General features: G+C 69.1%; 39 protein-coding genes and 1 pseudogene. 24 read left to right on the top strand and 16 right to left on the bottom strand.

The genetic code is table 11. The features are described from left to right. A pseudogene (locus V2S04_RS14075) lies at nucleotides 1–292 on the top strand (NADP oxidoreductase); the annotation flags it as partial. A gap of 50 nt (nucleotides 293–342) precedes the next feature. Here V2S04_RS14075 and V2S04_RS14070 read toward each other — a convergent pair. The 7 genes from V2S04_RS14070 to V2S04_RS14040 are packed head-to-tail and all read right to left on the bottom strand — an operon-like array spanning nucleotide 343 to nucleotide 7,028. Then, nucleotides 343–1,053 (bottom strand): substrate-binding domain-containing protein, encoded by a 711-nt coding sequence (locus V2S04_RS14070; RefSeq protein WP_413639032.1) that lies wholly within the window; start codon nucleotides 1,051–1,053, stop codon nucleotides 343–345. Beyond that, complete coding sequence (locus V2S04_RS14065; RefSeq protein ID WP_005052159.1) at nucleotides 1,050–2,024, bottom strand: aldo/keto reductase; 975 nt, start codon at nucleotides 2,022–2,024, stop codon at nucleotides 1,050–1,052. Before V2S04_RS14065 ends, V2S04_RS14070 begins: the two co-directional genes overlap by 4 nt. Next, on the bottom strand, nucleotides 2,021–2,974 hold the full coding sequence (locus tag V2S04_RS14060) for a Gfo/Idh/MocA family oxidoreductase (RefSeq protein WP_005052163.1): 954 nt from the start codon (nucleotides 2,972–2,974) through the stop codon (nucleotides 2,021–2,023). Before V2S04_RS14060 ends, V2S04_RS14065 begins: the two co-directional genes overlap by 4 nt. Continuing rightward, nucleotides 2,971–4,323, bottom strand: coding sequence for a protocatechuate 4,5-dioxygenase subunit alpha/beta (locus tag V2S04_RS14055; RefSeq protein ID WP_005052165.1), 1,353 nt, complete (start codon nucleotides 4,321–4,323; stop codon nucleotides 2,971–2,973). Before V2S04_RS14055 ends, V2S04_RS14060 begins: the two co-directional genes overlap by 4 nt. Before the next feature lie 2 nt (nucleotides 4,324–4,325). Further along, nucleotides 4,326–5,279, bottom strand: coding sequence for an amidohydrolase family protein (locus V2S04_RS14050; protein WP_005052167.1), 954 nt, complete (start codon nucleotides 5,277–5,279; stop codon nucleotides 4,326–4,328). Between the two features lie 2 nt (nucleotides 5,280–5,281). Further along, nucleotides 5,282–5,980: a 4-carboxy-4-hydroxy-2-oxoadipate aldolase/oxaloacetate decarboxylase gene (gene ligK / locus V2S04_RS14045; RefSeq protein ID WP_005052171.1), complete on the bottom strand. Its 699-nt coding sequence runs from the start codon at nucleotides 5,978–5,980 to the stop codon at nucleotides 5,282–5,284. A 19-nt stretch (nucleotides 5,981–5,999) separates the two neighbouring features. Further along, nucleotides 6,000–7,028, bottom strand: coding sequence for an amidohydrolase family protein (locus V2S04_RS14040; RefSeq protein WP_005052173.1), 1,029 nt, complete (start codon nucleotides 7,026–7,028; stop codon nucleotides 6,000–6,002). Between the two features lie 149 nt (nucleotides 7,029–7,177). On the opposite strand from V2S04_RS14040, the gene V2S04_RS14035 reads away from it, so the two are divergent. Next, nucleotides 7,178–8,086 carry a LysR family transcriptional regulator gene (locus V2S04_RS14035; RefSeq protein ID WP_005052175.1) on the top strand — a complete coding sequence of 303 codons (909 nt, stop codon included), beginning with the start codon at nucleotides 7,178–7,180 and terminating at the stop codon, nucleotides 8,084–8,086. Here the strand turns inward: V2S04_RS14035 and V2S04_RS14030 are convergent. After that, nucleotides 8,083–8,733: a hypothetical protein gene (locus V2S04_RS14030; RefSeq protein ID WP_005052177.1), complete on the bottom strand. Its 651-nt coding sequence runs from the start codon at nucleotides 8,731–8,733 to the stop codon at nucleotides 8,083–8,085. The two genes, V2S04_RS14035 and V2S04_RS14030, sit on opposite strands and share 4 nt — an antisense overlap. Before the next feature lie 111 nt (nucleotides 8,734–8,844). Between V2S04_RS14030 and V2S04_RS14025 the strand changes: the two genes are divergently transcribed. Both V2S04_RS14025 and V2S04_RS14020 read left to right on the top strand, forming a co-directional pair. Then, nucleotides 8,845–9,567: an IclR family transcriptional regulator gene (locus V2S04_RS14025; protein ID WP_251448508.1), complete on the top strand. Its 723-nt coding sequence runs from the start codon at nucleotides 8,845–8,847 to the stop codon at nucleotides 9,565–9,567. A gap of 97 nt (nucleotides 9,568–9,664) precedes the next feature. After that, nucleotides 9,665–10,849 carry a 4-hydroxybenzoate 3-monooxygenase gene (locus V2S04_RS14020; protein ID WP_005052183.1) on the top strand — a complete coding sequence of 395 codons (1,185 nt, stop codon included), beginning with the start codon at nucleotides 9,665–9,667 and terminating at the stop codon, nucleotides 10,847–10,849. A 49-nt stretch (nucleotides 10,850–10,898) separates the two neighbouring features. Here the strand turns inward: V2S04_RS14020 and V2S04_RS14015 are convergent, their stop codons facing one another. From V2S04_RS14015 to V2S04_RS14005, 3 genes are read right to left on the bottom strand one after another with little or no spacing between them, the layout of a single operon-like run. Then, a complete protein-coding gene (locus tag V2S04_RS14015; RefSeq protein ID WP_052323124.1) occupies nucleotides 10,899–11,435 on the bottom strand; it encodes a nuclear transport factor 2 family protein in 537 nt (178 codons plus the stop codon). 18 nt (nucleotides 11,436–11,453) lie between these two features. Beyond that, complete coding sequence (locus V2S04_RS14010; protein WP_005052188.1) at nucleotides 11,454–11,753, bottom strand: Dabb family protein; 300 nt, start codon at nucleotides 11,751–11,753, stop codon at nucleotides 11,454–11,456. Continuing rightward, nucleotides 11,750–12,265 (bottom strand): FAD-binding protein, encoded by a 516-nt coding sequence (locus V2S04_RS14005; RefSeq protein ID WP_005052190.1) that lies wholly within the window; start codon nucleotides 12,263–12,265, stop codon nucleotides 11,750–11,752. The genes V2S04_RS14010 and V2S04_RS14005 overlap by 4 nt, the downstream gene beginning before the upstream one ends. A 63-nt stretch (nucleotides 12,266–12,328) precedes the next feature. Here V2S04_RS14005 and V2S04_RS14000 point away from each other — a divergent pair, with 63 nt between their 5' ends. The 13 genes from V2S04_RS14000 to V2S04_RS13940 all read left to right on the top strand — a co-directional run bounded on the left by V2S04_RS14000 (nucleotide 12,329) and on the right by V2S04_RS13940 (nucleotide 19,289). After that, nucleotides 12,329–13,339, top strand: coding sequence for a DUF4192 family protein (locus V2S04_RS14000; protein WP_005052192.1), 1,011 nt, complete (start codon nucleotides 12,329–12,331; stop codon nucleotides 13,337–13,339). A 134-nt stretch (nucleotides 13,340–13,473) separates the two neighbouring features. Then, nucleotides 13,474–14,052: a hypothetical protein gene (locus V2S04_RS13995; RefSeq protein ID WP_005052196.1), complete on the top strand. Its 579-nt coding sequence runs from the start codon at nucleotides 13,474–13,476 to the stop codon at nucleotides 14,050–14,052. A 109-nt stretch (nucleotides 14,053–14,161) separates the two neighbouring features. Beyond that, the gene (locus V2S04_RS13990) at nucleotides 14,162–14,545 is read left to right on the top strand and encodes a hypothetical protein (protein WP_005052841.1); all 384 of its coding nucleotides are present in this window, start codon (nucleotides 14,162–14,164) and stop codon (nucleotides 14,543–14,545) included. Between the two features lie 158 nt (nucleotides 14,546–14,703). Continuing rightward, nucleotides 14,704–15,102 (top strand): hypothetical protein, encoded by a 399-nt coding sequence (locus V2S04_RS13985; RefSeq protein WP_005052842.1) that lies wholly within the window; start codon nucleotides 14,704–14,706, stop codon nucleotides 15,100–15,102. A gap of 145 nt (nucleotides 15,103–15,247) precedes the next feature. Then, nucleotides 15,248–15,646, top strand: a complete 399-nt coding sequence (locus V2S04_RS13980) for a hypothetical protein (RefSeq protein ID WP_005052843.1) — start codon at nucleotides 15,248–15,250, stop codon at nucleotides 15,644–15,646. Between the two features lie 122 nt (nucleotides 15,647–15,768). Beyond that, nucleotides 15,769–16,041, top strand: a complete 273-nt coding sequence (locus V2S04_RS13975; RefSeq protein WP_005052845.1) for a hypothetical protein — start codon at nucleotides 15,769–15,771, stop codon at nucleotides 16,039–16,041. A 164-nt stretch (nucleotides 16,042–16,205) separates the two neighbouring features. Then, nucleotides 16,206–16,418 carry a hypothetical protein gene (locus V2S04_RS13970; protein WP_005052853.1) on the top strand — a complete coding sequence of 71 codons (213 nt, stop codon included), beginning with the start codon at nucleotides 16,206–16,208 and terminating at the stop codon, nucleotides 16,416–16,418. A 119-nt stretch (nucleotides 16,419–16,537) separates the two neighbouring features. After that, nucleotides 16,538–16,726, top strand: coding sequence for a hypothetical protein (locus V2S04_RS13965; RefSeq protein WP_005052851.1), 189 nt, complete (start codon nucleotides 16,538–16,540; stop codon nucleotides 16,724–16,726). 134 nt (nucleotides 16,727–16,860) lie between these two features. Further along, complete coding sequence (locus tag V2S04_RS13960; protein WP_005050853.1) at nucleotides 16,861–17,406, top strand: hypothetical protein; 546 nt, start codon at nucleotides 16,861–16,863, stop codon at nucleotides 17,404–17,406. Between the two features lie 113 nt (nucleotides 17,407–17,519). Next, nucleotides 17,520–17,963, top strand: a complete 444-nt coding sequence (locus tag V2S04_RS13955) for a hypothetical protein (RefSeq protein ID WP_005050851.1) — start codon at nucleotides 17,520–17,522, stop codon at nucleotides 17,961–17,963. Beyond that, on the top strand, nucleotides 17,960–18,538 hold the full coding sequence (locus V2S04_RS13950) for a hypothetical protein (protein WP_005050849.1): 579 nt from the start codon (nucleotides 17,960–17,962) through the stop codon (nucleotides 18,536–18,538). Before V2S04_RS13955 ends, V2S04_RS13950 begins: the two co-directional genes overlap by 4 nt. A 125-nt stretch (nucleotides 18,539–18,663) precedes the next feature. Continuing rightward, nucleotides 18,664–18,948, top strand: a complete 285-nt coding sequence (locus V2S04_RS13945) for a hypothetical protein (protein WP_005050846.1) — start codon at nucleotides 18,664–18,666, stop codon at nucleotides 18,946–18,948. Next, complete coding sequence (locus tag V2S04_RS13940) at nucleotides 18,945–19,289, top strand: hypothetical protein (RefSeq protein WP_005050845.1); 345 nt, start codon at nucleotides 18,945–18,947, stop codon at nucleotides 19,287–19,289. The genes V2S04_RS13945 and V2S04_RS13940 overlap by 4 nt, the downstream gene beginning before the upstream one ends. Before the next feature lie 45 nt (nucleotides 19,290–19,334). On the opposite strand, the gene V2S04_RS13935 is transcribed toward V2S04_RS13940, so the two are convergent. Beyond that, nucleotides 19,335–19,847, bottom strand: a complete 513-nt coding sequence (locus tag V2S04_RS13935) for a DUF1643 domain-containing protein (RefSeq protein ID WP_005050843.1) — start codon at nucleotides 19,845–19,847, stop codon at nucleotides 19,335–19,337. A 110-nt stretch (nucleotides 19,848–19,957) separates the two neighbouring features. Between V2S04_RS13935 and V2S04_RS13930 the strand changes: the two genes are divergently transcribed. The 5 genes from V2S04_RS13930 (at nucleotide 19,958) to V2S04_RS13910 (ending at nucleotide 22,487) form a co-directional block, all read left to right on the top strand. Beyond that, nucleotides 19,958–20,389 carry a DUF6573 family protein gene (locus V2S04_RS13930; protein ID WP_005050841.1) on the top strand — a complete coding sequence of 144 codons (432 nt, stop codon included), beginning with the start codon at nucleotides 19,958–19,960 and terminating at the stop codon, nucleotides 20,387–20,389. A 122-nt stretch (nucleotides 20,390–20,511) separates the two neighbouring features. After that, nucleotides 20,512–20,886 (top strand): hypothetical protein, encoded by a 375-nt coding sequence (locus V2S04_RS13925; RefSeq protein WP_005050838.1) that lies wholly within the window; start codon nucleotides 20,512–20,514, stop codon nucleotides 20,884–20,886. 56 nt (nucleotides 20,887–20,942) lie between these two features. Continuing rightward, nucleotides 20,943–21,362 carry a hypothetical protein gene (locus tag V2S04_RS13920; protein ID WP_005050836.1) on the top strand — a complete coding sequence of 140 codons (420 nt, stop codon included), beginning with the start codon at nucleotides 20,943–20,945 and terminating at the stop codon, nucleotides 21,360–21,362. A gap of 123 nt (nucleotides 21,363–21,485) precedes the next feature. Continuing rightward, nucleotides 21,486–22,001, top strand: coding sequence for a hypothetical protein (locus V2S04_RS13915; RefSeq protein ID WP_005050834.1), 516 nt, complete (start codon nucleotides 21,486–21,488; stop codon nucleotides 21,999–22,001). 120 nt (nucleotides 22,002–22,121) lie between these two features. Then, nucleotides 22,122–22,487 (top strand): hypothetical protein, encoded by a 366-nt coding sequence (locus V2S04_RS13910; RefSeq protein ID WP_005050832.1) that lies wholly within the window; start codon nucleotides 22,122–22,124, stop codon nucleotides 22,485–22,487. A 36-nt stretch (nucleotides 22,488–22,523) separates the two neighbouring features. Here the strand turns inward: V2S04_RS13910 and V2S04_RS13905 are convergent, their stop codons facing one another. Both V2S04_RS13905 and V2S04_RS13900 read right to left on the bottom strand, forming a co-directional pair. Beyond that, nucleotides 22,524–23,108 (bottom strand): hypothetical protein, encoded by a 585-nt coding sequence (locus tag V2S04_RS13905; protein WP_005050830.1) that lies wholly within the window; start codon nucleotides 23,106–23,108, stop codon nucleotides 22,524–22,526. A 73-nt stretch (nucleotides 23,109–23,181) separates the two neighbouring features. Beyond that, complete coding sequence (locus V2S04_RS13900; protein ID WP_005050828.1) at nucleotides 23,182–23,688, bottom strand: hypothetical protein; 507 nt, start codon at nucleotides 23,686–23,688, stop codon at nucleotides 23,182–23,184. A 101-nt stretch (nucleotides 23,689–23,789) separates the two neighbouring features. On the opposite strand from V2S04_RS13900, the gene V2S04_RS13895 reads away from it, so the two are divergent. Continuing rightward, nucleotides 23,790–24,434 (top strand): hypothetical protein, encoded by a 645-nt coding sequence (locus tag V2S04_RS13895; RefSeq protein ID WP_413639024.1) that lies wholly within the window; start codon nucleotides 23,790–23,792, stop codon nucleotides 24,432–24,434. A gap of 139 nt (nucleotides 24,435–24,573) precedes the next feature. Next, complete coding sequence (locus tag V2S04_RS13890) at nucleotides 24,574–25,158, top strand: DUF6927 domain-containing protein (protein WP_005050822.1); 585 nt, start codon at nucleotides 24,574–24,576, stop codon at nucleotides 25,156–25,158. Between the two features lie 55 nt (nucleotides 25,159–25,213). On the opposite strand, the gene V2S04_RS13885 is transcribed toward V2S04_RS13890, so the two are convergent. Beyond that, the gene (locus V2S04_RS13885; protein ID WP_005050820.1) at nucleotides 25,214–26,395 is read right to left on the bottom strand and encodes a hypothetical protein; all 1,182 of its coding nucleotides are present in this window, start codon (nucleotides 26,393–26,395) and stop codon (nucleotides 25,214–25,216) included. Then, nucleotides 26,395–26,655, bottom strand: a complete 261-nt coding sequence (locus V2S04_RS13880) for a hypothetical protein (protein WP_005050818.1) — start codon at nucleotides 26,653–26,655, stop codon at nucleotides 26,395–26,397. The genes V2S04_RS13885 and V2S04_RS13880 overlap by 1 nt, the downstream gene beginning before the upstream one ends. Between the last annotated feature and the right edge of the window lie 40 nt (nucleotides 26,656–26,695).

The raw sequence follows: 26,695 nt of genomic DNA, 5'->3' as shown, positions 1-26,695 counted from the left end.
GAAGGCGTTCTCGAACCTCGCCACCGCCGCGGTCGCGAGCTCCGCGATCGCCGAGGCGAGCCCGAAGGCGGTCCTGCCGTACCTGGCCGACTCGGCGGAGACATCCGCGCAGGTCCGCCCGCTGCTGGCGCAGACCGGCTGGCAGCCCCGCTACGTCGGCACGCTCCGCAGCGCCCGCGACCTCGAGATCACCGGCACCTACAACCAGGTGTCCGGCCGGCTCGGACGCAACGTTCTCGACGTCGACGAGTTCACCGCCCGGTTCGGCCCCGAGCAGACGCCGGACGCCTGACGGCCGCGTGAGCCATCCGGCACACCGGGCGAAGCGGCGCCGAATCCCGGTCAGTCCCGTCGTGCAGGCGGGCTGAAGGCGTGCTCTGTCTTGATGGATGCCGTCGAATCGGACGCGAAGAACGCCAGGACGTCGCGGGCTCGTCGCGGGTCGGATGAGGTGGTCGCGACGGCGCCCGAGAACACGGTCTCGATGGCGCAGTCCGAAGGCAGGACACCGAGGATGCGCACCCCGGGTTGACCGACGAGCTCGCTGAGCTGCTGGAAGCCGAGGTCGACCTGGCCGTCGGCGAGCAGCCGGGCGACCGGGATGCCGGGTCGCGCCTGCACGAGACGATCGCCCACCTGGCCGGTGAGGCCCCAGTCGTCGATCGTGCGGACGAGCGCCGTGCCGCTCGGGCCGGTGGAGTAGCCGATGCGAGCGGCGGCGCGCAGGGCCTCGCGGACCCCGCGGGCGTCCGCGAACGCCGCCGTGTCGGCGCGGGCGGCGGGCGAGGGCGTGCCCGAGGGAACCGCGACCGCGACGCGCGAGAGCATGAGCGGTGTGACCGTCGCCGCGTCCACGTGGCCGTCTCCGGAGAGCCGGTCCAGAGCGTCGGCGGCGAGGAACACCAGATCGAGCTGCTCACCCCCGGCCACGCGCTGGGCGGCGTCCACTCCGCCGACGGACTCGATCTCGACGAGGGGCAACCCCCTGTCCGCTGCCGCCGTGGCCAGGTCGGCGAGGACCTGACGCGTCGCCATGGAGGAGATGGCTCTCACACGGCCGCCTCGAACGACTCGGCGTCGACCTCGCTCGTCCCGGTGGCGTTGTAGCGCGGCCCCGACACCGTGGCGGTGTCGATCAGCTCGCCCGCGCGCACGAGCACCGCGGGATCGACGACCGTGCCGAGAGAGCGCTGGTTCTCGCGCACGTGGTGCGCATCCGTGCTCCCGGGGATCGGCACGACGTGATCGCCGCGGGAGAGCAGCCACGCCAAGGCCAGCTGTGCCGGCGTGCGGCCGGCCTCGGCGGCGAGGGCTCGCCACGCGGGCAGCAACGCGGCGTTGGCGGCCCAGTGCTCCGGCTGGAAGCGCGGCATCGCGCGGCGGATGTCCTTCGGCGGCAACTGCTCCGGGTCGGTGATGGAGTCGGCGAGGTACCCGCGTCCGACCGGTGAGAACGCGACCAGCGCCACCCCGGCGTCACGGGTGGCGTCGAGGATGCCGAGCTCGGGATTGCGACTCCAGAGCGAGTACTCGTTCTGCACCGCGGCGATGGGCGCCGCCGCGAGCGCCTCCCGGAGACGGTCCACCGACACCTCCGACAGCCCGATGGCGCCGATCTTTCCCGCCGCCACCATCTCGGCCAGCGCCCCGACGCTCTCGGCGATCGGCACCTTCTTGTCCCACCGGTGCAGGTAGTAGAGATCGATGTGTTCGACGCCGAGCCGCCGCAGCGAGGCGTCGACCTGTGCGCGCAGCGTCTCGGGGCGCCCGTCGATGACCTTCACGCCGTCGACGAGCGCCATGCCGCCCTTGCTGGCCAGCACGACCTCGTCCCGACGCCCCGCGATCGCGCGCCCGACGAGCTCCTCGTTGCGGCCGCCGCCGTACAGCGTGGCGGTGTCGAGCAGCTGGACGCCGTCGTCGAGCGCGGAACGCACGAGCGCCACTCCGTCCTCGAGAGACGGAGGGGTGCCGTAGGCATGGCTGAGGGACATGCACCCGAGCCCCATGCGGGGAAGCCTCACGCGAGCTGCTCCTCGAGCGCGCCGAGCACGCGGTAGCAGTCGATGACCTGGCGGATCGACGAGTTCGGCTCGCGGCCCTCGCGGATCGCGCCGACGAACTCCCGGTCCTGCAGCTCGATGCCGTTGAGGCTGACGGCGACCTGCGAGACGTCGATCTGCTCGTCACGACCGTTGTAGAGGTCGTCGTAGCGCGCGATGTAGGTCTCGGTGTCGCCGATGTAGCGGAAGAACGTGCCGAACGGTCCGTTGTTGTTGAACGACAGCGACAGCGTGCAGATCGCGCCGGTCTCGCTCTTGAGCTGGATCGACATGTCCATCGCGATGCCGAGGTCGGGGTGGATCGGGCCCTGGATGGCGTTGGCCTGCACGATCCGACCCGCCTGGTAGGCGAACAGGTCGACCGTGTGTGCCGCATGGTGCCACAGCAGATGGTCGGTCCACGACCGCGCCTCGCCTTTCGCGTTCGTGTTCGTGCGGCGGAAGAAGTACGTCTGCACGTCCATCTGCTGCACCGCGAACTCGCCGGCCGCGATCCGGTTGTGCACCAGCTGATGCGACGGGTTGAACCGCCGCGTGTGCCCGACCATGGCGACCCGGTCGGAGGCGGATGCCGCGGCCAGGGTGGCCTCGGCATCCGCCAGCGAATCGGCGAGCGGGATCTCGACCTGCACGTGCTTGCCCGCGGCGAGCACCGCCTGCGTCTGATCCGCGTGCTGCTGCGTCGGCGTCGCGAGGATCACCGCGTCGACGTCGTCTCGCTCGAGCACGGCGTCGAGACCGAGCACGGCATTCGGCACGCCGTACTTCTCGGCCACCGACTCCGTGGGCTCGGGCCTGGTGCCGCTGACGACGGTCACCTCGGCGTCGGGGATGTTCGCGAGGCCGTCGAGGTGCTTCATGCCGAAGGCGCCGGCGGCGCCGACGACGGCGACGCGAACCTTGTCACTCATGCGTGGACTTCCTCCAGGGGGAGGCTCACACTCTCGGACTCGACGGGCCGCGGCGCGACGGGGTTGGTGACGACCAGGTGGCCGACGGCGGTGTTGGACGCCGGGACGTGGTAGAACCGGTGGTTCACCTCGGGCGCCCCGCCGCCGAACTGGTCGTCCATCGCCCCACGGGCGATGAGCCAGTCCACCAGCTCGATGCCCTCGGATCCGGCCTCGTCGACGTACTCCATGTGCGACCATTCGGTGAGGCCCAGCGGGTCGGCGATCAGGTGGTCGAGGAACGCGTTGTCCCACTCCTCGTTGATCAGTCCCGCGCGCGGGCCCTGCAGCTGGTGGCTCATCCCCCCGGTGCCCCAGATCTGCACGTTGAGCTCGGGACCGTCCCACTTGTCCAGCGCGCGACGGATCGCCTTGCCCAACTCGTAGCACCGACGCCCGGACGGAACCGGGTACTGCACGACGTTCACCGGAAGCGGGATGACCCGGCACGGCCACTCCTCGACGTCGCCGAACACCAGCGACAGCGGCACGGTCAGGCCGTGGTCGACGACCATCTCGTTGACGAGGGTGAGGTCGAAATCGTCCTGGATGACCGACTGGGCGATGTGCGCGGCGAGCTCGGGATACCCCTTCACGTCGGGCACCGGGCGCGGGCCGTAACCCTCGTCGGCGACGGGATAGTGCGCGCCCGTGCCCAGGACGAAGGTCGGGATGATGTTCGAGTCGAACGCCGTGGCGTGGTCGTTGTACACCAGGATGATGACGTCGGGCGTGTTCTCCTTGGCCCACTTCCGGGTCCACTGGTACCCGTCGAAGACCTTCTTCCAGTACGGCTCCTCGGTCTTGCCCAGGTCCATCGCGGCGCCGATCGCCGGCACGTGCGACGTGAACAGCGCCGACGTGAACTTCGCGGGGGCGTCCGGGCGCATCACCTCGGACTTCTCGTTCGAGGGCGGGGTCCACCCGTCGAGATCCTTCAGGCGCACGCCCTCGGGACGTCGGCCACCTCCGACCATCATGTCGCGGTACGCCGCCTCCGACATCCCGGTCATCGAGCCGGCCATCTGCTGGAAGCTCAGACCGTGCGTGGCGCCGATCTTGCTCAGGAAGTAGATGTTGCCGCCCTCGGCGATGCAGGTGTTCAGGTCGAGATCGAGCACCGCCTGACGCTGCACCGGGGTGAGGGGCCATTCGTCGAGGTACGCCTCGCGGTCGGCGAGGTAGCGCTCGCGGTTCTCGGGCTTCATGAGAGACATCGAGAACTGGTTGAGGTGGTAGCCCTTGCGGGCCTGCTCGGCATCGAAGATGGTCGTGCCGGGGATGTCCTTGTACGGCTTGTCGAGTGCCATGGTCATTCTCCTTCGGGCCAGTACAGCCGCGACGGGTTGTCGACGAGCAGCCTCTGCTGCAGTTCGGGGGTCGTCGCGATCTGTGGGATGTAGTCGACCAGCAGCCCGTCGTCAGGCATGTGGTCCTTGAGGTTGGGGTGGGGCCAGTCGGTGCCCCACAGCACGCGATCGGGGAACTCCTCGACCACGCGACGGGCGAACGGCACGACATCCGTATAGGCGTGCTGCTCGCCATTCAGCGCGCGCGGACCGGTGGCGCTGAGCCGCTCGGGGCACGACACCTTCGTCCACACGTTGGGGTTCTCGCGCATGAAGCGCAGGAACAGCTCGAACTCCGGACCCTCCGGGTCCTTCGTCACATCCGGACGCCCCATGTGGTCGACCACGACGTCCGTCGGGATCGCCGAGAAGAAGTCGTAGAGGTCGGGAAGGTCCTCGGCCTCGAAGTAGATGACGACATGCCACCCGAGGGGGGCGATCTTCTCCACGATCGCGTCGAGCGAGTCGGTCGGCACCCGGTCGACGAGGCGTTTGACGAAGTTGAACCGCACGCCGCGCACACCGGCCTCGTGCAGCTCGGCGAGCTCCTCGTCGGTCACGTCGCGACGAACCGTCGCGACCCCGCGGGCACGCCCCTTGCTGCGGCGCAGCGCGTCGACGAGCGCCCGGTTGTCGGCGCCGTGGCAGGTCGCCTGCACGATGACGTTCCGGTCGAAGCCGAGCTGGTCGCGCAGCGCGAACAGCTGCGCGGCCGACGCGTCGCACGGCGTGTACTTGCGCTCGGGGGCGTAGGGGAACTCCGCGCCGGGGCCGAACACGTGGCAGTGCGCGTCGACAGCGCCGGCGGGGAGCCGGAACGTCGGGGTCGTCGGGCCGTCGTACCAGTCCAGCCAACCGGGCGTCTTCTCGAAGCCGCCGCTGGTGTCGCCGTGCGCGATCGCCTGTGCGTGAGCCATCGTCAATCCTCCACGTACTCGAGGCCCGCGGCCGCCAGCGGCTCCCGCATGCCGTAGATGTCGAGACCGAGCACGCCCTCGCGGAACTTCTGGCGCTTGGCCTCCTCGTTGTCCTCGCGCTTCTGCGAGGCGTCGGCGACGGCGCCGACGAGCTCGCGGGGGACGACCACGACGCCGTCGACATCCGCGACCACCACGTCGCCGGGGTTCACCACGGCGTTCGCCACGACCACGGGGATGTTGACCGAGCCCAGCGTCGCCTTGACGGTGCCCTTCGCGCTGATGGCGCGGGAGAAGACCGGGAAGCCCATCTTCTCGAGGTCGGCGACGTCGCGGACGCCCCCGTCGATGACCAGGCCCTTGCAGCCCCGGGCGGTGAGGGAGGTGGCGAGCAGCTCGCCGAAGAAGCCGTCCTCGCTCTCCGTGGTGCAGCCGGCGACGATGACGTCGCCCTCCTGCACCTGCTCGGCGGCGACGTGGAACATCCAGTTGTCGCCGGGCTGCAGGAGCACCGTGACGGCCGGGCCGCACAGCGTCGCCCCGCTGTACGCCGGGCGGATGTACGGCCGCAGCAGGCCGACCCGGCCCATCGCCTCGTGGATCGTGGCGACCCCGAACCGCGAGAGCCGCGCGACGTCGGCGGAGTCGGGCCGCTCGATGCGCGTGCGGACGATGCCGAGGTCGTTCAGTCGCTGAGTCATCGGGTTCTCCAGGGTGAGGTCACAGGCCGCGGGCTCGCAGGGCGCGGTCCAGGCGCGGGTACACGCGGCGGGCGTTGCCTTCGAAGACCTGTCCGCGTCGTTCGTCGGTGAGGTTCCCGGTCGCATCCACGTATCGCTTCGTGTCGTCGAAGTAGTGGCCCGTGCGCGGGTCGACGTCGCGGACGGCGCCGATCATCTCGCTCGCGAAGAGGATGTTCTCGGTCGGGATGACCCCGGTGAGCAGGTCGATGCCCGGCTGGTGGTACACGCACGTGTCGAAGTACACGTTGCCCAGGAGGTGCTCCTCCAGCTCGGGCTTGCCGAGCGCCATCGCCAGGCCGCGGAAGCGTCCCCAGTGATAGGGCACCGCGCCGCCGCCGTGCGGGATGACGAGCTTCAGGTCGGGGAAGTCGCGGAACAGGTCGCCCTTGAGCAGCTGCATGAATGCCGTCGTGTCGGCACCCAGGTAGTGGTCGCCGGTGGTGTGGAACTGCGGCTTGCACGAGGTGCTCACGTGGATCATCGCGGGCAGCTCGTACTCGACGAGCTTCTCGTAGAGCGGATACCAGCTCTTGTCCGTCAGCAGCGGGGCGGTCCACAGTCCGCCGGACGGGTCGGGGTTGATGTTGACGGTCACGACGCCCAGATCGTTCACCGCCCGGTCGAGTTCGGCGAGGGTCGTCTTCGGGTCGACGCCCGGCGACTGCGGGAGCATCGCGCCCGGGAGGAAACGGTCGGGGAACAGCTGCGACACCCGCGCGACGAGGTCGTTGCAGATGCGCGCCCAGGTCTCGCTGACGGCGAGGTCGCCGAGGTGGTGGGCCATGAACGATGCACGGGGACTGAACACCGTGACATCGCTGCCGCGGTCGTCCATCAGCCGCAACTGGTTCGCCTCGATGGTCTCGCGGATGTCGTCATCGCTGATCCGCAGCGCGGCCGGGTCGGGCGCCTCGCCCGCGCCTTCCGCATACGCGATCTGCAGATCGCGCCACGCTCCCAGCTGCGCGGGGGCCGTGGTGTAGTGGCCATGGATGTCGATGATCAACGTGCGTCCTCGTCACTGTGATCGGGTCGGTGCCGGGTGGTGCGTGCCACGTCGGCAGCGGTGCCGGTGCTGTCACCCTGACTCTAGTTCGCTCTATGGGTATGGTCCAATAGATGTAGGAGCCGAACCGTATAGATGGGATCAATGCGATGTCGCTCACCGATCTCAACCAGTTGCGCACTTTCGTCGTGCTGTACGAGCTGCGCAGTCTGACCGCCGCCGCCGAGCGATTGCACGTCACGCAGCCGACGGTCAGCTACACGCTGAGGAGGTTGCGGCAGCGGTTCGGCGACGACCTGTTCCGCCGCCAGGGGAACGAGATGGTGCCGACCCCGCGTGCCCGGCAGCTGTTCGGACCGCTGCACGAGGCACTGTCGCGCATCGATGCCGTGGTGAGCGCGCCCGACGCCTTCGATCCCGCGAGCTTCGGCGGGGAGCTCTCGCTCGCGCTGACCTCGATCGGCGAGCAGACCTTCCTGCCGCCGATCATGCCGGTGCTCGCGAAGGAGGCGCCGGACCTTCACCTGCAGGTGCGGCGGCTGGACGCGGATCAGGTGGAAGACGGGCTCGTCCGGGGCACCATCGACCTGGCGATCACGGTGTCGTTGCTGGACTCGCCGCGGCTGTGGCGCACACCGGTGCGCGACGTGGAGTACGTGGCGCTGTCCTCGCGTGCCCATCCGCTGCCTCCGACCGCCGCGGACATGTTCGTCGGGCGCCGCTTCGTGCGGGTGTCCTCCCGCGGCGGCCACGTGTACCCGCTCCAGGCGATGATCGAACAGGGACTCATGCCGCAGGTGACGCTGACGGTCGAGGAGTACGCCACCGTGCCCGCGGTGCTCGAGGCGACCGATCTCGTCGTGCTGCTGCCGCGACACGTGGCCGAGGTGTTCTGCGGATGGTTCCCCGGTCTGCGCATCGCCGAGCTGCCGTGGCCGGGCCAGAGCACCCCGGTCGCGCTCTACACGCGACGCGAACTGAGCATGTCTCCCGCGCAGACGTGGTTCCGATCGGTGGTGCTGGATGCGGTGGCCGCCGACGACCACCGGCCGACCTAGCCGTTCTTGCGGTTCCAGCTTGCCTTCGCGGGCGCGAAAGGGCTGCGCACGTGGATCGACCAGTTCGAGTGCGGGTGGACGGAGAGGATCGCCCGTTCGAACCACGACCGGGCCTCGTCCGAGAGCTGCGGCAGCACCACGTCCTTGTCGAGGTCATCCTCCGGCCGCGGCCGCAACGCCTTCCAGACCAGCTGCACCTCGGGCGCACCGGTCGGAATGCCGTCGACCTCGAGCACGGCGCGATCCCACGGCAACTGCAGCCGCGGGTCTCGCCGGTACAGCCAGGCATGTTCCGTCCCATCCTCGACGTTCACCTGAAGCACCCAGGCGCCGGAGCGCTCGTCCTGAATCCGCACCGGCTGCACATCGGCATCGTCGGGCGCGTCGGCCCAGGGGATGACGGCGTCCTCCCCCGCAGGCGCCCAGGCGGTGAAACCGGCAGGCAACGCCCGGACCAGCTGCGGCAGCCCGCCTTGGGTGGTGCTCACGTCCGTGTTCGGCCGTTCGCGGATCGTCCGGCCCAGCCAGTGCTCCAGGGCCACCCCGCCCGACAGCCACCAGCGGGCGCTACCGACCCGAAGGAGCTCAGCGACAGCATGAGGCGTGAGGGGCTCCCAAGCCGTTGCAGCATCCGGAACAGAAACCATGAGCCGAGGCTACCGCCGTCGCGTCAGGCAGGGGACCAACCATCGCCGCAACACCGTCGACGCGAGCCGTGTCATCCTGAGCGCATGGCGAACTCGCCCTCCAGCGACTCGATGATCGACCGCATCGTGCGCGTCCTCGAGACGTTCACAGCTGATCGTTCGGTGCAGTCGGCCAGTCAGATCGGGCGCCGAGCGGCGCTGCCGTCGTCCACCGCGCACCGGATCGTGGACGAGCTGGTCGACGCCGGACTGCTCGGACGCGACGAGGACCGCCGCGTCCACCTGGGAATGCGCTTGTGGGAACTGGCCCTCCGCGGGTCGACCGCGCTACGTCTGCGCCAGGCGGCGCTCCCCTATATGGAGCGCGTGCAGACGCACATCCGCCAGCACACCCAACTCGCCGTTCTCGAACAGGACGAAGCACTGTTCCTCGAACGCCTTTCGCACCCCGACGCCGGTGCGAACATCACACGGATCGCTGGGCGGCTACCGCTGCACGCCTCCTCGTCGGGCCTCGTCCTGCTCGCGCACGCTCCCGCCGATCTCCGCGAACGCGTGCTCGCCCAGCCGTTGCGCGCTCTCGCACCCGAGACGGTGACCGATCCCGGACGTCTACGCCGTCTCCTCGCTGGCGTGCGTCGCGATGGCGTGGCGATCGCGCAAGGTTCGATCGAATCCGTCTCGACCGGCGTGGCCGTGCCGATCCGCGACGCAGGTGAAGTCGTCGCCGCGCTTTCCGTGGTGCTACCACGACAAGCGCCGCACACGGCGGCGATCATCGCTCTGCGAGAAGCCGTGACCGGCATCGAGGCCACGCTGCGGTCCCCCCGATAGTCGGCGTCTCCCGTTCAACGGGAATGCGGCGTTCGACCGTCTGAACCGGGTTCACACTGAGCGAGGCATCCGTTGTCACGTCGAAGGAGACGCCCCAATGTCCACCATCCGCACCCGCGTCGCCATCGTCGGCGCTGGACCCGCCGGACTGCTGCTGTCGCATCTGCTCGCGGCGTCCGGCCTCGAGTCAGTCGTCATCGATCAGCGTTCCCGTGAAGAGATCGAGACCACGATCCGGGCAGGCATCCTCGAACAGGGCACCGTCGAGGTGCTCGACACGCTCGGCGCGTTCAGCCGCGCCCGCACCCTGGGAGACCGCCACGACGGCATCGAGCTCCGCTTCGCCGGCAGCGGACACCGCATCGACTTCGCCGACCTCGTCGGCCGCGGTGTGTGGCTGTACCCGCAGCACGAAGTCCTGAAGGATCTCATCGCCGCGCGGCTCTCCAGTGGCCAAGACCTGCGCTTCGGCGTGACGGCGCATCGTATCGAGGACCCCGCGTCCGACCGCCCACGCGTCATCGCCACCGGCGCAGACGGATCGCCTCTCGAGATCGAGGCCGAGTTCGTCGTCGGCGCCGACGGGTCACGCAGTGTCGTGCGGGAGGCCGTAACCGGTTCCCACACAGGCGGGCACTTCCGCGAGTACCCGTTCGCCTGGTTCGGCATCCTCTGCGAGGCGCCGCCCAGCGCCGACGAGCTCATCTACAGCAACTCCCCCGATGGCTTCGCGCTCATCAGCCAGCGAAGCACCACCGTGCAGCGCATGTACTTCCAATGCGATCCCCGCACCGACCCCAGCACCCTCACCGAGGAGCAACTGTGGGAAGAACTGCAGAAGCGGGTGCCGGGGACGACGCTCAAGGAAGGCCCCGTCTTCCAACGCGACGTGCTGCGATTCCGGAGCTTCGTCGCCCTCGAACTGCTTCGCGGCCGCCTCGCACTCATCGGCGACGCCGCCCATACCGTGCCGCCCACCGGCGCGAAAGGCATGAACCTTGCCGTAGCCGACGTCCTCGTTCTCGAGCGCGCGCTGCGCGCGCTTCTGCTCGAGAGGGACAGCCGCCTCGTCGAGGCCTTCCCCGAGACGGCGCTGCACCGCATCTGGAAGGCCCAGCACTTCTCCTGGTGGATGACCAGCATGCTTCACGTCGCCCCCGATGCAAGGGACTTCGACCGCCTCCGCCAGCTCGGAGAGCTCCAATCCGTCGTCGAGTCCGAAGCCGGCCGCCGCTTCCTCGCCGAGGCATACACCGGCTGGCCCCTCCACACCCTCACCTGAGCCGGCGCTCACGGTTCGGACCAGAGGGTGCGGCACCCGCGGGTCGGCGTCAGTCCAGCCAGCCGGGGACCGCGGGAACCACCGGGTAGTCGATCGCAGGCGCGTCGCCAACGATGGGATCCATGCGGATCCGGCTCAGTCGCATGAAGGCGATGCGCCAGCCGGACTCGGTGAGTCGGTAGAGCTCCTCGTAGTAGCCATATCCCCGCATCCCCCTCTGTTCCGGCACGGTGATCCCCATATACCCTCGTGACCCGCGTGGCCACGTCAGATAGTCGGTCATGGCCCAGCGCCCGCGAGCCGAGAAGTCATCGATCCGCCGAAACTGCGGCATGAACCCGTGATGGACGCTGACGACCTCTTCGGTCATGTTGCGCATCAGGTTCTCCACGAACGTGTCGGGGTCGGGCGCGGCGGCCCACAGTCCTTCGAAGACGCAGTCGTCCACGAAGAGTCCGCGCAGTTCGTCCCACTGCTTCAGGTCGACGTAGTGAAAATAGCGTGCCTTCAGGTCGCGGAGCTCCTCTGCCACGGTGGGGGTGACCGCACGTACTCGGGGCATCGAGAAACCATCCTCGCTCTTCACGGCGCCTGGGTACTTCCTCTACTGCTCGTCGATCTCGAAGTCGACCGAGGCGATCTGCTCCGAGATCGCTCCGGAGAGAGGGAAGAGCGGCAGATGCGCGGGGTGCGTCGCGTAGGCACGGACATCGTCGAGGGTGCGGAAGTCGGCGACGAGTGCATAGTCCCATGCGCGTTCGCTGCGCATCACGTCGGGGCCGTGTGACAGTCGGACCAGGCCGGGAATCTTTCCGAGCAGACCATCGAGCAGGTCGCGCCACTCCTCGAGCACGGCAGGATCATGGTTCGCTGCGAACGAGAAGAACACGACGTGACGGATCATCGTGCCCCGGCTCCGTCGGCAAGGCTCAGGTCGCCGATCGACGCGCCGCTGGCGGTACGCCCGAGAAGGTAGGCCATGGTCATGATCGGACCGAGCGTGGCGCCGGCGCCGGGGTAGCCGGCGGCGAAGGCGTTCTCGGAGGCGTTGCCGACCGCAAACAGGCCGCGTATGGCATCGCCGTCTGCGTCGAGGACCCTTCCGAGGCCGTCGGTGGCGATCCCTCCGCTGGTGCCGAAGCAGCCGTTCACCACGGCGAGAGCGTAGTAGGGGCCTTGCTCGAGCGGTGCGAGGCTGGGATTGGGATACGGGTTCTGTTCGTCTCCCCAGTAGCGGTCGTACGCGCTCGCACCGCGGTGGAAGTCCGGATCCTCCCCACGGGCGGCGTGCTCGTTGAATCGCGCGACCGTCTCGGCCAGCGCCTGGGCGGGAACGTCGATCTTCCCGGCGAGCTCTCCGAGGGTTGCTCCTTCGACGAGCCAGTCGGGAGTCGGCTCCTGGCGTGCATCGACCAATGTCGGAGGCCTCCCGTAGCCTGTAAATGTCACATTCACTAGCCAACGTTCCGGGAGGACACCATGGCCACCACACCGACCACCATCAAGGCGGGCACCCCGCGCGACTTCCTCGGCCTCGTGCCCGCGCTGCTCGGCTTCACCCCGCAGGACTCGCTCGTGCTCGTGCCCTTCGAGGCGTCGCGCACGATCGGGGCGATGCGACTCGACCTCGACGCGGATGCCGCGACGCTCGCGCACACCAGCCTCGGGCTGGTCTGCCGAGTGCCGCGCGTGACCGGGGTAGCCGCCGTGATCTACGCCGCCGAGGACGCCGACAGCACCCGCGATCTCGGCCAGCAGATCGCCGATGTCGCCGACCGGCAGGGACTGCACCTGGTGGACGTGCTCTACGTCGCCAGCGACGGCTACGGCAGCCACCTGACCGGCGAGGCACCGCGCCCCGTCGCCGAGATCGCGACCCCGGACGCGCTGCGCGAGAAGGTCGCAGCATCCCAGACCGCCGGGGCGAGCATCCCCGACGCCGACCCGGCGCGTGCCGCCCGGATCGCGTTCGCGGCCGCGCGGATGGACGACGATGCCCTCGCGGACTTCGTCGCCGTCGCGGAGGACGCCCTGACCGGTGACCCCGCCGACCTCGACACCCGCCAGGCTGCGATCCTGCTCACCGGCATCGGCATCCCGCTGTGGCGTGACGTGGCCCTCATCCAGTGGGCCACCGACCGCGGCAACGGCACCCGTGCCCTGGCCGCGCAGATCGGCCACTCGATCATGGGCGCACCCGTCCCCGAGAGCATCGCCCGCACCCTCTACGGACAGGGCGACCGCCCCGACGCCGACCGGCTGACGGCGGGACTCGCGCTCGTGCGCCACCTTGCCGCCTACGCCGACGACCAGGAGCGCCCCAACCTGCTCGCCGCCGCCGCCTGGCTGTCCTGGGCGCTGGGCCGATCCACTCACGCCACCGTCTACACCGACCGCGCCCTCGCGATCGACCCCGACCACGGCATGAGCCAGATCGTCGCGACCCTCTGCTCGGCAGCCGTGCTCCCGGATTGGGCGTTCGCCCGCTGAGCGTCACCGAGTGCCCGCCGGTCACCCCGGCGGGCACTCGCCCGTGACGCACTCGCGATGTCCCCGCGCGATGTCGGAGGCCACCCGTAGCCTATGAATGTCACATTCACTAGCAATCGTTCCGGGAGGACTCCATGACCGAGACCATCAACAACGTCCACGACATCCGCGCAGCCGTCGAGCGCGCGATCCGCTTCCACGCTCCGCTGCGCGCCGAGTTCGACGAGGGATGGACGACCATCGAGCCGGACGAGCTGCGCCAGGCCTGGGACGACTACAGCCTCAGCGACCCGTTCACCCTCGACCCCGCAATGCCCGCCCTGCTCGCTCGCATCGACGCCGACCACCCGGACGACGACCCCCAGGTGTGGGTGCCCCTCGGCGGGCAGGGCGACCCCGACTATCTGGATGCCGTCGTGGTCACCGAGCGCACCGTCACCAAGTACACCGCGCGCGACGGCCAGATCGAGCAGCCCTACTCGCTCCCCGAGGGCGACCCCCACGGCCTCACGCAGAGCGGCTGGCGGGCCGCGGCGAGCGCAGCGCGCTACGCGATCATCGGCCTCAACGCCGACGCCAGCAACACCGAGTACCTGCGCGGGCAGATCGAGGCGTACCTGACCGCGTTCGGTCACTTCGAGCCGGGGCGCGATGCCGACGCCAAGCGCGAGCGGGTCACCGCCGAGATCACCGCGGCGATCGCCGCCCAGTGACCCACGCCGGGGCGGGCGCGCAGACCGCGCCGCCCGCCCCGCCCAATGTCGGAGGCCACCCGTAGCCTGTGAATGTCACATTCACCGTCGAGAGTCCAAGGAGGACGCCATGACCGACACCACCACCCTCATCACCCGCACCCCCGGCGACACGTTCCGCTTCCGCGGCACCGAGTACGTGCTGATCGACTTCGCCCGCACCAAGGCGAAGATCGCAGCCCTCACCGAACCCGGCAAGGTGTACACCCTCGCCCGCACCGCCACCGTCGAGCCGACCGGGCACAGCGACGACGCGCTCGCCGCTGCCCTGCAAGCCACCGCGGCCGCGCTGCCGAGCCTGATCCCCGGAACCCGCGTGCGCATCGTCGCCAACCCGCGCACCACCCGTGACGGGCTGGCCGGAGTCGAGACGCTCATCGTCCGCACCAACCCCAAGTCGTACACGCTCGCCAACGGCTGGCGCGTCAGCCCTGGGCTGGTCGAAGCCGTCTGACCCCCTCGCCGCCGCCGGGTGCACACCTACCCCGGCGGCGGCGAGCACCACCCACCCGAGGGGAGCCGGCTACACGCCCCTCCCCTCGGCGGGAGCACCTCGAGTTCTAATCCCCGCCCGCGCTCGCCGCAGGCCTTCACCGTTCCCAGGAGGACACAATGACCACCACCGAACCCGCGGCCGCGGCCGCTCCCCGCATCCCTGCCGACGACCTGATCGACCGGCTGTGGAGCGTCATGCACGAGATCGAGGCAGCCGATTTCCCCGCGCTGCGCATCGTCGAGCTCGACGAGCCGACCGACTACGGCGAGCGCGTCGTGCTGTGGTGCCCGCGCTGCGATCAGCACGTCAACGTCGAGGACGGCTACCTGCGCGCGATCGACGTGGACGTGCGCTACAACAGCGTCGGCCAGATCAACACCATCGAGCGCACCGTGCCGCAGTACGAGGCCGACCCCGACCCCGGCGACGTGCTCGTGTACCTGCACCAGACCGACGAGCACGGCGAGCACGGCGTGCGTCTCCCCGAGGGCTGGGAAGGCACCTGGAAGGCGTAGCCACACCCCACGACGTGAGCGCCCTACGCCTCGGCTGGGGCGCTCACGCACCACGCACCCCACGACCGACACCCCGCGGCGATGTCCGACCCCCGCCCTAGACTGTGAACGTCACATTCACTACCAACCGATCCGGGAGGACACCATGACCACCTACATCACCTTCGGCCCCGACCACGCCGACCTGCACCCGCACGTCGGCACCGGCCTGAACCGCGGCTACGTCGCGATCAGCACCGGCGACCGCGGCCGCGACATCGCCGCGGCGTTCGCGATCCTCGGCGAGCAGTGGGCCTTCGACTACCAGGACGCCGCGGCGCTGGATGCCCGCTACCCGGACGGCGAGATCGCCCGCCTCACCCTCATCGACGAGGCGGCACAGAAGGAGATCGCCGGTCTGATCGAGGACACTTTCGCCGCCGCCGAGGGCGACAGCAACGACACCGAGATCGAGGCGCTACAGGCCGCACGCGACCGCCTCGCGGCGCTGATCGACTACACCCCCGCCCACGAACGGGACTGGACGCCGCTCGACGCGGCCTGACCCCACGCGGTGCCCCGCCGGACGACCGGCAGGGCACCGTCGCGTGCGCTCGCCGCCGATGTCCGATCCCCTCTCTAGACTGTGAATGTCACATTCACTAGCCAGCGTTCCGGGAGGACATCATGGCCACCACCACTACCGACTGCGACCACGCCAACATCGAATGGCTCTCCGGCGTCCCCGGCGTCGTCGTCACCCTCAACGGCGACGTCGCCGCCCGGTGCCTGGACTGCGGCGCGACCGCGACCATGGACACCGACGACGAGGACGCACCCGCCGAGCCGCTCGCCCACCAGTGGCAGAGCGGCCGCTTCACCGGGACGACGACCTGCCAGGCGTGCGGACTGTTGCCGCTCGACCAGGACGACATCGACACCGAGTGCCCCGGCGCATAGCCAGCCCCTCGTGTGGTGCCTCGCGGCGACGGTCGCGGGGCACCGCCCTGCGATGTCTGCGAACCCCCGAAACCGAGGCCTATACCCGTGGGCAGCTCCAATGTCGGAGGCCACCCGTAGGCTGTGAATGTCACATTCACTAGCCAACGATCCGGGAGGACACCATGGCAAACCGCACTCGATTCATCACCATCGACACCCGCCAGTACACCGAGGCGGAGGGCGAGATCGCCAGCAACCGCGCTCGCCAGCAGCGCGACGACGACCTGAACGCCTACGGCGCACAGGGCTACACGCTCCTGTCCACCGTCACCATCCCCCTCCACAACGGACTGCGGATCATCGACACCCTCGCCCGCACCGACGAGGACTACTGACCCACCGACAGCGCCCCGCCGGGATCTACCGGCGGGGCGCTGTCGCGCTCGCCGCAATGTCCGACCCCCGCCCTAGACTGTGAACATCACATTCACTACCTGACACCCAGGAGGACACCATGACCAGCGAGAGCGGATCGCCCGCAGGATCACAGCCGAAGCCCATCCCCGTGAGCCTGGCCGCAGCCGAATGGGGCGCGATCGCGGGCGTGATCGCGGCCTACGGCGAGTCACACAAGGACGGCGCGATGATCCTCGCCGCCGAAGAGATCAAGACTCAGGTCACCAACGCCCTCTCCCCCCAGTAGGCGACGAGCACGACCCCTCCCGCAGCGCCCCGCCGGAACTGACCGGCGGGGCGCTGCCGCGCTCGCCGCAGTGTCCGACCCCACCCGTAAGCTGTGAACGTCACATTCACTAGCCAACGATCCGGGAGGACACCATGGCAACCGCACCCCTCACCTTCGGCGACCGACTCACCGCGGCCGGACTGACCTGGGAGGTCTCCGACGCCCGCAGTCACGAGCCCGGCCCCACACTCGGCGAGCCGCGCGCCGACCTCTGCCCGATCGACCCCGACAGCGGCGAGCGCATCAGCAACGTGCGCATCGGCCGCGCCGAGCGTCCCTACGTCCGCGTGAACATCCGGGCTGGCCGCAGCGGAGACCTCGAGCTGTACCCCAGCAGCGGGTACGGCACCCCGCTCACCGATCGGCAGCGCGCGATCATCCTGGCCGACCTCGCCGGCTACCGCTTCGAGCTGCCCCCACTCACCGTCCCGGAGATCATCGAGCGGATCACCCACGACATCAGCACCCGCTCGGCGCACAAGGCATCCGAGGCTCTGCACTACAGCACCCGCACCGCCCTCCGAGACGCGCTCGCGACCCTCCCCGCGGGCGAGAGCAGCACCTATCGTGCCGCCGTCATCGACGCGGCGTGCGCGGCGTTCCGCGAGCGCATGGCGCGGGATGTCGGGCAGATGTAGCCCGCCCGGACATCGGCGAGCGCCCCACGTTCGCGGCGAGCGCGCGCCGATGTCCGACCCCCTCCCTAGGCTGTGAACGTCACATTCACTAGCCAACGATCCGGGAGGACACCATGGCAACCAAACCGATCAGCGAGATCGTCGCCGAGACGATCGCGCTCAACTACGAGGACATCGACGGGCTCACCCAAGCGCTCGGCCAGGGCGACGTGGACGCCGACGCGATCCGCGCGCTCGCGACCGGCGCCGCCGAGCGGGCCGTCGCCGACCACGCAGGCGAGGCCGCAGGCATCGACGTGCACGGGTACGTGTCCCTCATCGACGGCGCGGCCGTCGCGCAGATCGACACCACCGAGAGCACCGGCCGCATCCGGGTGTTCCTCAACGACGGCACGATCTACGACGGCAACCCCGAACACGACGACGCCCCCCGCCAGGTGTACACGCTCCGCGATCTCGACGGCACCGACGATGCCGCCGACTGGATCACGACCGGGCATGTTCTCGACGCTCAAGAGGTCGACTGGCTGCGCTCCCTGCGGGTGGTGGCACCGTGACCGCGGCGAGCGCGACCCGGCGCAACCCGATCGTCGAGGCGTTCCGCGACTGGGCCTGCCTTGAGACGTTCCCGCTCACCGCGTGGGCCTGCGACGAGTGGGTGCACTCGATCGACCGCGGCGACCACGACGCGCTCAGCAGCCGCGATGAGATCGCCCGCGCTCGCCGCGTGCTCGACCGGCTGGGCACGGCGCTGGACGCGATCGAGGCCGAGCGGCCGGACGACCCGGAGGCGGTCATCCACACTCGCAGCTTCGATCCGGCCGCGCGGACGATCACCGAGACGTGGAGGCTGTTCGACACGGAGTACGCCGCCCCGTGGGGCGGGCCCGGCTTCGTGGCCTTCCAGGTCATCACCGGCTACGCCGACCGCGCCTACCAGGGCACGGCCCGCCGCATCCTCACCGGCAGCACCCCGCACCAGGCTCCCGAGCGAGACGTGCACCCGCAGCGCATCCAGCCGCTCCCCACGCGCCGGTACGCGGCGAGCGCGCTGCACATCGCCCACGACGGCATCGCGGCACGGTTCGACCTGCCGTGGGCGCTCTACTGGGCGCGCGGCATCCGCCGCTGACGCTCTAATCGGTGCCCCGCCGGGATCATCCGGCGGGGCACCGTCGCGCTCGCCGCGGCCAATGTCTGACCCCCTCCCTAGGCTGTAAATGTCACATTCACTAGCCAACGATCCTGGAGGACACCATGGCAAACCCCACCACGCAGCTCGAGCTCACGATGAGCCGCGAGCTGCACGCGAACACCGAGACCGACACCATGCAGCGCTCGCGGTTCCGCACGGACACGCTCATCGCGGCCTGGTACGACGACGAGCCGAGCGAGCCGGACCAGGCGATCCGGGACGTGCTCACGGATCTCGTGCACTTGGCCGACGCGCGCGGCGTCGACCTTCACCACGCGCTCGACCGGGCCGTGTGGATGGCCGACGAGGAACGAGCCGACTGGGGACTGGGGAAGGTGCAGCGATGAGCAGCGGAACGATCCCCGACCTCGCCGTCGTCGCGGCCGCGGCCGACATGATCGGCAGGTGGCATGACGACGTGTTCAGCTCGATCAACATGACCGAGGGCCGCATCCTCGCCGACCTGTTCGACGAGCTGGGGCACACCGGCACCGCTGACCACATCATCCGCGAGACCTGGCTGGCCGAGAGCGACGGTGACCGCGACCCGCTCCCCTGGGCGAACGGCCACGGCTCCCGGCTCAGCGAGGACGAGTACGTGGCCCGCAGCGACGACCTCGCCCACAACGAGGCCCGCGAGCGGTTCCACTTCGACCCCCGCCTGGAATGGTCGGAGGACGAGGAATAGCCGCACGGTGCCCCGCCGGGATCAATCGGCGGGGCACCGTCACGTCTAGGCCAGATAGCTCGCCACGTCGAAGCTCTGCAACGGCCAGGCGTAGCGGGCGCGTGACGGATGCCGGGGGTGCCCGCTCTTGAGCAGATCGCCGATCGACACCCAGTCACAGCCGGAGGCATCCGTCACCGAGGCGATGCCCTCAAGCATCTGCGGGAGGTAAGGGCGGGATCGGATCAGCTCGCCCCACGCGGCGACGATCGTGAGCTGGCGTCCGCCGATGAGATCGGCGATGTGTCGCTCGTTATCGGCTTGCAGCTGGGGGTCGTGCACCAGGTGCATGCCCTTGGGGTCGATGGATCTCTGCGGGTAGAGGTTCAGCATCACCCAGCTGTCGAACCCGTTTCGGGCCGCGAACCCCATGACCTTGCTGACGGTGCGATCCGGGTCTCCCGGCGCCGCGGTGCTGGGGTTCACACCGACGCACACGAGAGGGTTTACGCCCACCGTCCCCAGCACGAAGCGCGCAGAGTTGTCCGCCGTGCGCTCGTAGATCCACGTCTCAGTCATGCACGCCGCCGTCTCCCCATCGTCCTGCGCTCACCCGCCGGGCCCAATGTCTGACCCCTCACTTAGAGTGTAAGCGTCACATTCACTAGCAAGCGATCCGGGAGGACACCATGACCGAGCAGAGCGAAAACCCGTTCAAGGGCGCAGAAATCATCGCCGTCTACACCGCAGAGGAGGCCGTCGCAGACGGGCTGCTGCTGCACTTCAACCCCGCCACCGCCCTCGAGGCCGGATACCGGCTCACGGTACTGCTCACCCGCGCCGCCTACGAGGCCGCGGTGCAGTGGACCCGCGAGGGCGACTGGCAGAGCGAGGACGCCCGATTCTGGGACGTGCTCAACGTCATCCGCCCCACCGCCCGCCAGGTCGCCGGCGATCTCGTCCCGCGCGAGACCTACGTGCTGCGCGTGCCGAACGCCACCCGCTCCGGCAACCCGAGCACCGCCACCACCGCCAGCCGCCAGCGACTCCGCGTGAGCATCGAGGGGTACAACCTCACCGGCCAGGCGTGCATCATCATCGCCCTCCCCGGCGAAGACTGACCCCCACCAGCGCCCCGCCGGGATCTACCGGCGGGGCGCTGCCGCGCTCGCCGCAGCAATGTCGGAGGCCTCCCGTAGCCTGTGAATGTCACATTCACCGCCTACGTTCCAAGGAGGACACCATGGCACCCACACCACTCACCGTCGACGAGATCTCGCGGACGATCCTCGAGCGGATGACCAGCAACCACGGCGGCTCGCTCATCGAGGCAATCGACGACGGCGCGTTCGTCGTCGACGACCAGGCCGTCGCCTACTGGGTCGGCCAGGCCGTCGAACTGGCCCGCCAGGGCATCGACGACGACACCGAGACCGACGCCCCGCCGGTCGGATACTCCTGCGCCGAGTGCGGCGTCCAGGACGCCCGCAACTACGTCGTCACGATCTTGGACCACGAGGACATCCGCCACACCCGCACAGAGGTCTGCATCCCCTGCGCCGTGACGGTCTCGGCCGAGTCCGTCGACAGGATCATCGCCGGGCTGCTCACCCGCTGACACCACCGGGGGCGGGCACCGCGCCCGCCCCCGACCCTCTGACGAAAGGACCAGCCATGACCACCGCACTCACTCCCTACGACACCGGCCAGCGCGCCGAACCGGCGACCTGGACGCCGAGCAACTCCCACCTGTACTCGATGCCCGTCGACGACCGAGCACGCATCCTCGCCCACCACGGCGACGACTTCGGCAAGGTCGACTTCGACAACGCCGAAGGACAGGCGATCGCCACCGTGTGGGCGACCCCGACCGGCGACGGATGGACGCTGCACATCACCGAGCACGGAGCACCCCTCGCGCTCGCCGCAGACACCGCCCGCCTGCGCGAGCTGACCGGCGCCGCACAGGCGGCGATCGAGGAGGCCGAGCGCTCCACAGAGGCCGATACCATGGATGCCGTCTTCGAGGCCCGTGACGGGGCTGTGGACGCCCTCAGAGCACTCCTCGCGGCACTCACACCACCCGCCAGCTGAACCTCCCCCAGTGCCCCGCCGGGATCTACCGGCGGGGCACTGCCGCGCTCGCCGCAGCAATGTCGGAGGCCCCCCGTAGCCTGTGAATGTCACATTCACCGCCTACGTTCCAAGGAGGACACCATGGCAACCACCACCAACATCGAGTTCGCTCAGGGCCAGCTCGACATGCCCGCCCCGGTCACCGAGCGGCGCGGCGCCTACGTCGGGGAGATGGCCCGCACGCAGGCCGATCTCGTCGCCGCCCAGGCGCAGGCCGCGGATCTCGCGCTGACCGTCGAACGGCAGCAGCGCGAGATCGACAGGCTGCGACTGCCGATCACCGACGCCGCCGACGACCGGCTCGCGGCGATCTGGGAGAAGGGTGAGCAGATCGCCAACGATGAGGGCTTCTGCTCCGAGTACGACCGGCTCGTGGAAGCGATCGGCGGCACCCCGCGCGAGCGCGACTTCCGGGTGACCCTCTCCGTCACACTGACCCAGCGCGTTACCGTCTCGGTCACCGCCCGCACGTCGGACGAAGCGGAAGACCTCGCGATCGAGGCGTACACCGTCGAAGACGTGATCGAGTCGCTCCGATCCGACAACTACGTCGCCGACTCGATCGACGCGGAAGTCACCGACTGGGAGCGCGAGTAACCCAACCCGGCGGGGCGGGCACACCGCCCGCCCCGCCCCTCGCGGCGCTCGCCGCTGCCAATGTCGGAGGCCCCCCGTAGCCTATGAATGTCACATTCACTAGCAATCCGGGAGGATGCCATGACCACCAACCGCACCGTACACGCCGTCTGGTTTCAGTCCGTCGACCCCGAGGAGGCCTGCATCGGCGGATGCCAGTGGCACCCCGACAACGCGCAGATCGACCGGTTCATCGAGTCGGAGCGCGCCTGGCGCAACGAGGTTGACTTCGAGTACCTGCGCAAGACCCTCACCCTGCCCGATACGATCCTGCCCGGCCTGGCCGTCGACCAGCTGACCGAGGCGCAGCGCGCCGACGTCACCGACTGGGTCGACTCGCTCACGGGTGAGGTCGCATGGGATCGCCGCGTCGTGCTGCTGGGCAGCACTCACCCCGGCGGCGAGCGGCGCCGGATCGACGCTGAGCTGGCAGCCGCACGAGGCTGACACCGCCGCGCTGGGCCCCGTCGACGAACGCGGGGCTCAGCCCAGCCCGTCCAGTTTGTCCAGACGGGTCGCGATGTCCTCTGCCCAAATGTTCTTCGACGGCCAGGATCGCACCAACGCCTCGGTCGCCTCCGGGAGGGTGTAGTCCCGACCTCCGGGATATTCGCCACGTCCGCCATCGGCGTGAGCGCTCAGAATGTTGCCGTCACGGTCAAGCCACACGACAGGCCAATAGTCGACTTGAGTGTCGTCTTCCGAGTCGACGTCGAAGTGGACTGAGTAGTCTCCCTCCCTTCCGACGCAAATGGCACTCGGCGTGACGGCATAGCTCATCTGTCTTGGGGTATTCCAGGGGAACGCCTTGGGGAATGTCTCGAGCAGCGCAGAGTACATCTCGTGGGTGGGCAGCGGGCGGGCGATAATGGCCCTCACCTGATCCATGAGCGCCCGCGCGTCATCGACCGTAGGCCCCTCCACGGACACCGCTAACCCGCGCTTCATGCCCGACGCGATCTCGGTCTCGAAGTATGGGCCGGGATAGCTGCGCCCCTCGAAGGGTCGCTCGTCATAGAAGCGCTCAAACGCGCCAAGTTCCACGTCCTCAAACCTGTCTGCCCTCATGGCCGAGAGCGTACACAGGCCCGCGGTAGCAACCTAGATCCCCGGCGAAACCCCTCTCATCAACCGCCTGCCCTCATCGCTTCCGGTTCGCGAACGGCCAGCGACCGAACACGTCAGCGAACGCGGCGCGGTAGCGAACCTCCACGTCCTCCGCGGACTCCTCCGGCGTCGTCACCCACGCAACGAGCAGCTCGTCTTGATCGGCCAGCTGCCAGATCGAACGCCCGCCCTGGTGGCTGGCACCCTTCCGCGCGAACTGCCCCAGCCGCTTGCGCAGCCCGCCCACTTTCGCCTCTGCCTTGCCGATGTACAGCACCGGCGTCCCCGACACCCACCGAGCCGCGAGGTCATCCAAAGGGTAGGCGGATCCCGCCCGCGCTCGCGTCAGCTCGAGCAGCTCCGGCGACGTCGCCGCCGGACGCAGCACCACGTAGATCCCCGCCTCAGTCGGCACCCTCGCGGCCGCAAGATCCGCGAATCGAACGAACCCCACGAACCCGACCGCCTCGAGCGAGGCCCGATCCCACACGGCCGGCATCCGCAGCCCACCCGCCTCGCCGTCGCGATGGGTCGTCTTCATCGACGCATCGTCTCACGGCACCACAGGCGATGTCCCGGCTCCGGGCAACAGACCCCTCGGCTATGGTCTGAGCTACAGACGCCTGATGAGGAGACTCGTTCATGCCCAACGTAGACAGCAGCGGCCGCGACAGTTTCGGGCGGCGTGTAGAGACAGGGCTGGCAGCTGAACTCTTCAAGCAGCTCAAGCCGCTGCTTCTCGAAAGTGACATCGACCTCGACAGCGGCAAGGCCTACACAATCTACGAGATCAACGATGGCCTACAGGTGGCGATCCAACGTCACAACTTCATCATGGCGGTGCCTACAGGTGAGGCTCGAAAAGAGGCGTTCCGCGCGATACGGCTCGCTGCAGAGTACTTGTGGGAGGCCGACTACGAAGACTTCTCCGACTTCCTCACCGGGATGACCCCCGACGAAGAACCAACCCCCGCGCAGATCATCGGGACGACGCTCAGCCTCCTGGATTCCTGGTTCGAGGACGAGGTTCTCACCGGGGCAATCGCGCGCCCATCCTTCACCGAACGCTGGGACGAGGAGTCAAGCAAGATCATGTACGAGATCTTCGAGCGAGCCAGAGAGCACAGAGCTTTCGACTCCTACTCGGAGTTCATCGGCCGTTGGGGCGGACTCGTCGTGATGACGTTTGCAATCGGCGTGGTCTTCGAGGGCCTCTACGCATGGAGTGAAGACGACGACTACTTCGTCGATGTCGCTGACGAACTTCTTGACCCCGAGGCCTGGTAGCCCCTTCGCTCTCCCCCGAGCTCGGCCCCGCGCTCGCGCTCGCCATCCCGCCGCCGTCGTTGTTGCTGTCACGTCGGCGATGTCGGAGGCCTCCCTTAGCCTGTGAATGTCACATTCACTAGCAACCGAGGAGGACACCATGGGTGCCACATCCACTCACAAGACGGCCGGCGTCAGCGTCAGCGACTACTTCGCGGACTACTTCACCAACGCCACGATCATCGCCAGCGGCACCCGCCGCGACCCCGACTACATCGGCGGGAGCTACGACTGGCCCTACGAGTTCTACGCCGCGGTGCGCTACAACGACGGCCACCCCCACGCCGGGGAGGTCTTCGCGTTCGTCGTGCTCTACTCCGTCGCCCCGTCCAGCTACTACAACTTCACGTACAAGGACATGGACGAGACGGTCGGCCCCGGCGCAGTCCACGCACCCCGCCGGGTGCTCGAGGCCCTCACCCCGACCGACCACGAGTACGCCAACCAGTGGCGCGCCGCCTGCTGGGCGAACCTCGAGCTCGAGGAAGCCAAGCCCCGCGTCCGCCGCGGCGACCACATCCGCTTCGCAGAGCCGTTCACCTTCGGAGGAGGGCTGCAGACCACCACGGAGACCGTCTTCGAGGTCGAAGGGCGCGACGTGCTCCGCGTGATCGACCACCACGGCGTGCGCGTGCGCATCCCCCGCTGGCGGGCACGCAGCTACGCGCTCGCCGCAGCCAGCTGAGCGAGTGCGGGGCGCCCCACACAGGGACGCCCCGCAGTCCTCACCGCGCAGCTGCTCACGCGCCGGGGCGCCGGCGCCAGTGACCGGCGATCTCCCGTCCTGCGCGCGTGTGCTCCGGCACCCACACCATCCCCCGCCCATCCGGGAGCGCGACAGGCTTGACCAGCCCATCTAGGGACTCCTCGAGCATCAGCGCCGCCGTATGGCGATCGCCACCCGCCGCGAGGTACTCCTGGCCTCCCGCGGCGTCGAAGACCCGCTGACGCAGCTCCGCGGGCGCGTCGAGGCTGTCTCCCCGCAGTCGCCGTGCAACGGCATCCATCCGAACCTCTTCACGGATCTCCGATATCCTGCCCGCGCCCGTGCGCAGCTGCCGCCGGAACCGCGACAGCTGCGCATCCCGTCGACGCGCCAATGGCGACCTCGCCCGCCACGCCTCGAGCGCCGCCTGATCCAGCGGTGTGTACTCCGCCATGACCCGCTTCCGCGCGCTCACCGCCCGGTCCCGCTCGAAGAACTCCCGCGACTCCGCCTCATGCGCTCGCCGCTCTGCTGCCGGGGACCGACGCACGCGCTTTGCCGGCAACCCCAACGACTTGAGGCGGCGAGCCAGCCGCTTCGACTCACGGTTGGACTGCAGCGCCCGCTCATACACATCCGGGTTCTCAGCCCGATACTGCCGCTGCCACTCGGTCAGGTGTTCCCGGTTGCGCTGCTGCCAGTCCCGCGACGACGCCTTCACCTTCTCCGGGCTCTGATCTCGACGCTGTCTCGCCCTGGCCAGCACCGCGTCACGGTTGCGCTCGTAGTAGCGCCGCGAGTACTCCGCCGTCTTCTCTGGGTGCTCCGCGTGCCACCGCCTGATCGTCTCGCGCTTGCGCTCACGGTTAGCCTCGGTCCACCGCCGCACCCGCTCGCGGTCCTTCTCGCGCCGCTCCTTCTGCGCTCGCATCTTCCGCGACCGCTCCCGCATGTACTCCCGGTTCTTCCGGTTCACTTCGTCACGGTTCTCCGCGTGATACTTCGCCCGGTACGCGCGGATCTCCTCGCGATGCTCCTCGCGATACCGCTTCGCGTAGTCCCGCTTCGGATCGGCCGCAGCGCTCGCCGCAGCCGACTGCTCCTGCTCGGCGCGCTTCGCCTGCTGGCGTGCCTGACCCGCTCGCAGCCATGCCGCGTGAGGGTCGGTTGGTCCGCCAACCGGTCGCGCCGACGAGTCGTCGACGCCGGCGGACATTACGACTCCGCTGGCGCCAGCTCGAGCAACGTCTGGAACAGGGCGTACCGGTGAGCTGTCGGGTTGGTGATCGCCAGGCCGACCGCCTCTCGCAGCGGGGCGCGTTGCTCATCGGTCAGGTCGGTCACCGGCTCGAGGCACCAATCAACGTCGGTGTCGACGGTGTAGTCCGGCTCGTCGATGTGAATCTCTGGGTAGTACGAGATCGCCGCCAGCCCCACGCGCTGCAGGACGTCGTCTACCTCTTCGCGACTCGGCATCGCTCCTCCTCTCGTCGCGGGCTTGTGCCCGTCTGAGGGG

Source organism: Microbacterium sp. OR21 (genome assembly GCF_047306785.1).
Classification (GTDB): Bacteria; Actinomycetota; Actinomycetes; order Actinomycetales; family Microbacteriaceae; genus Microbacterium; species Microbacterium esteraromaticum_E.
Note: the sequence above shows the minus strand (reverse complement) of the source record. Positions and strands in the feature narration are given on the sequence as shown.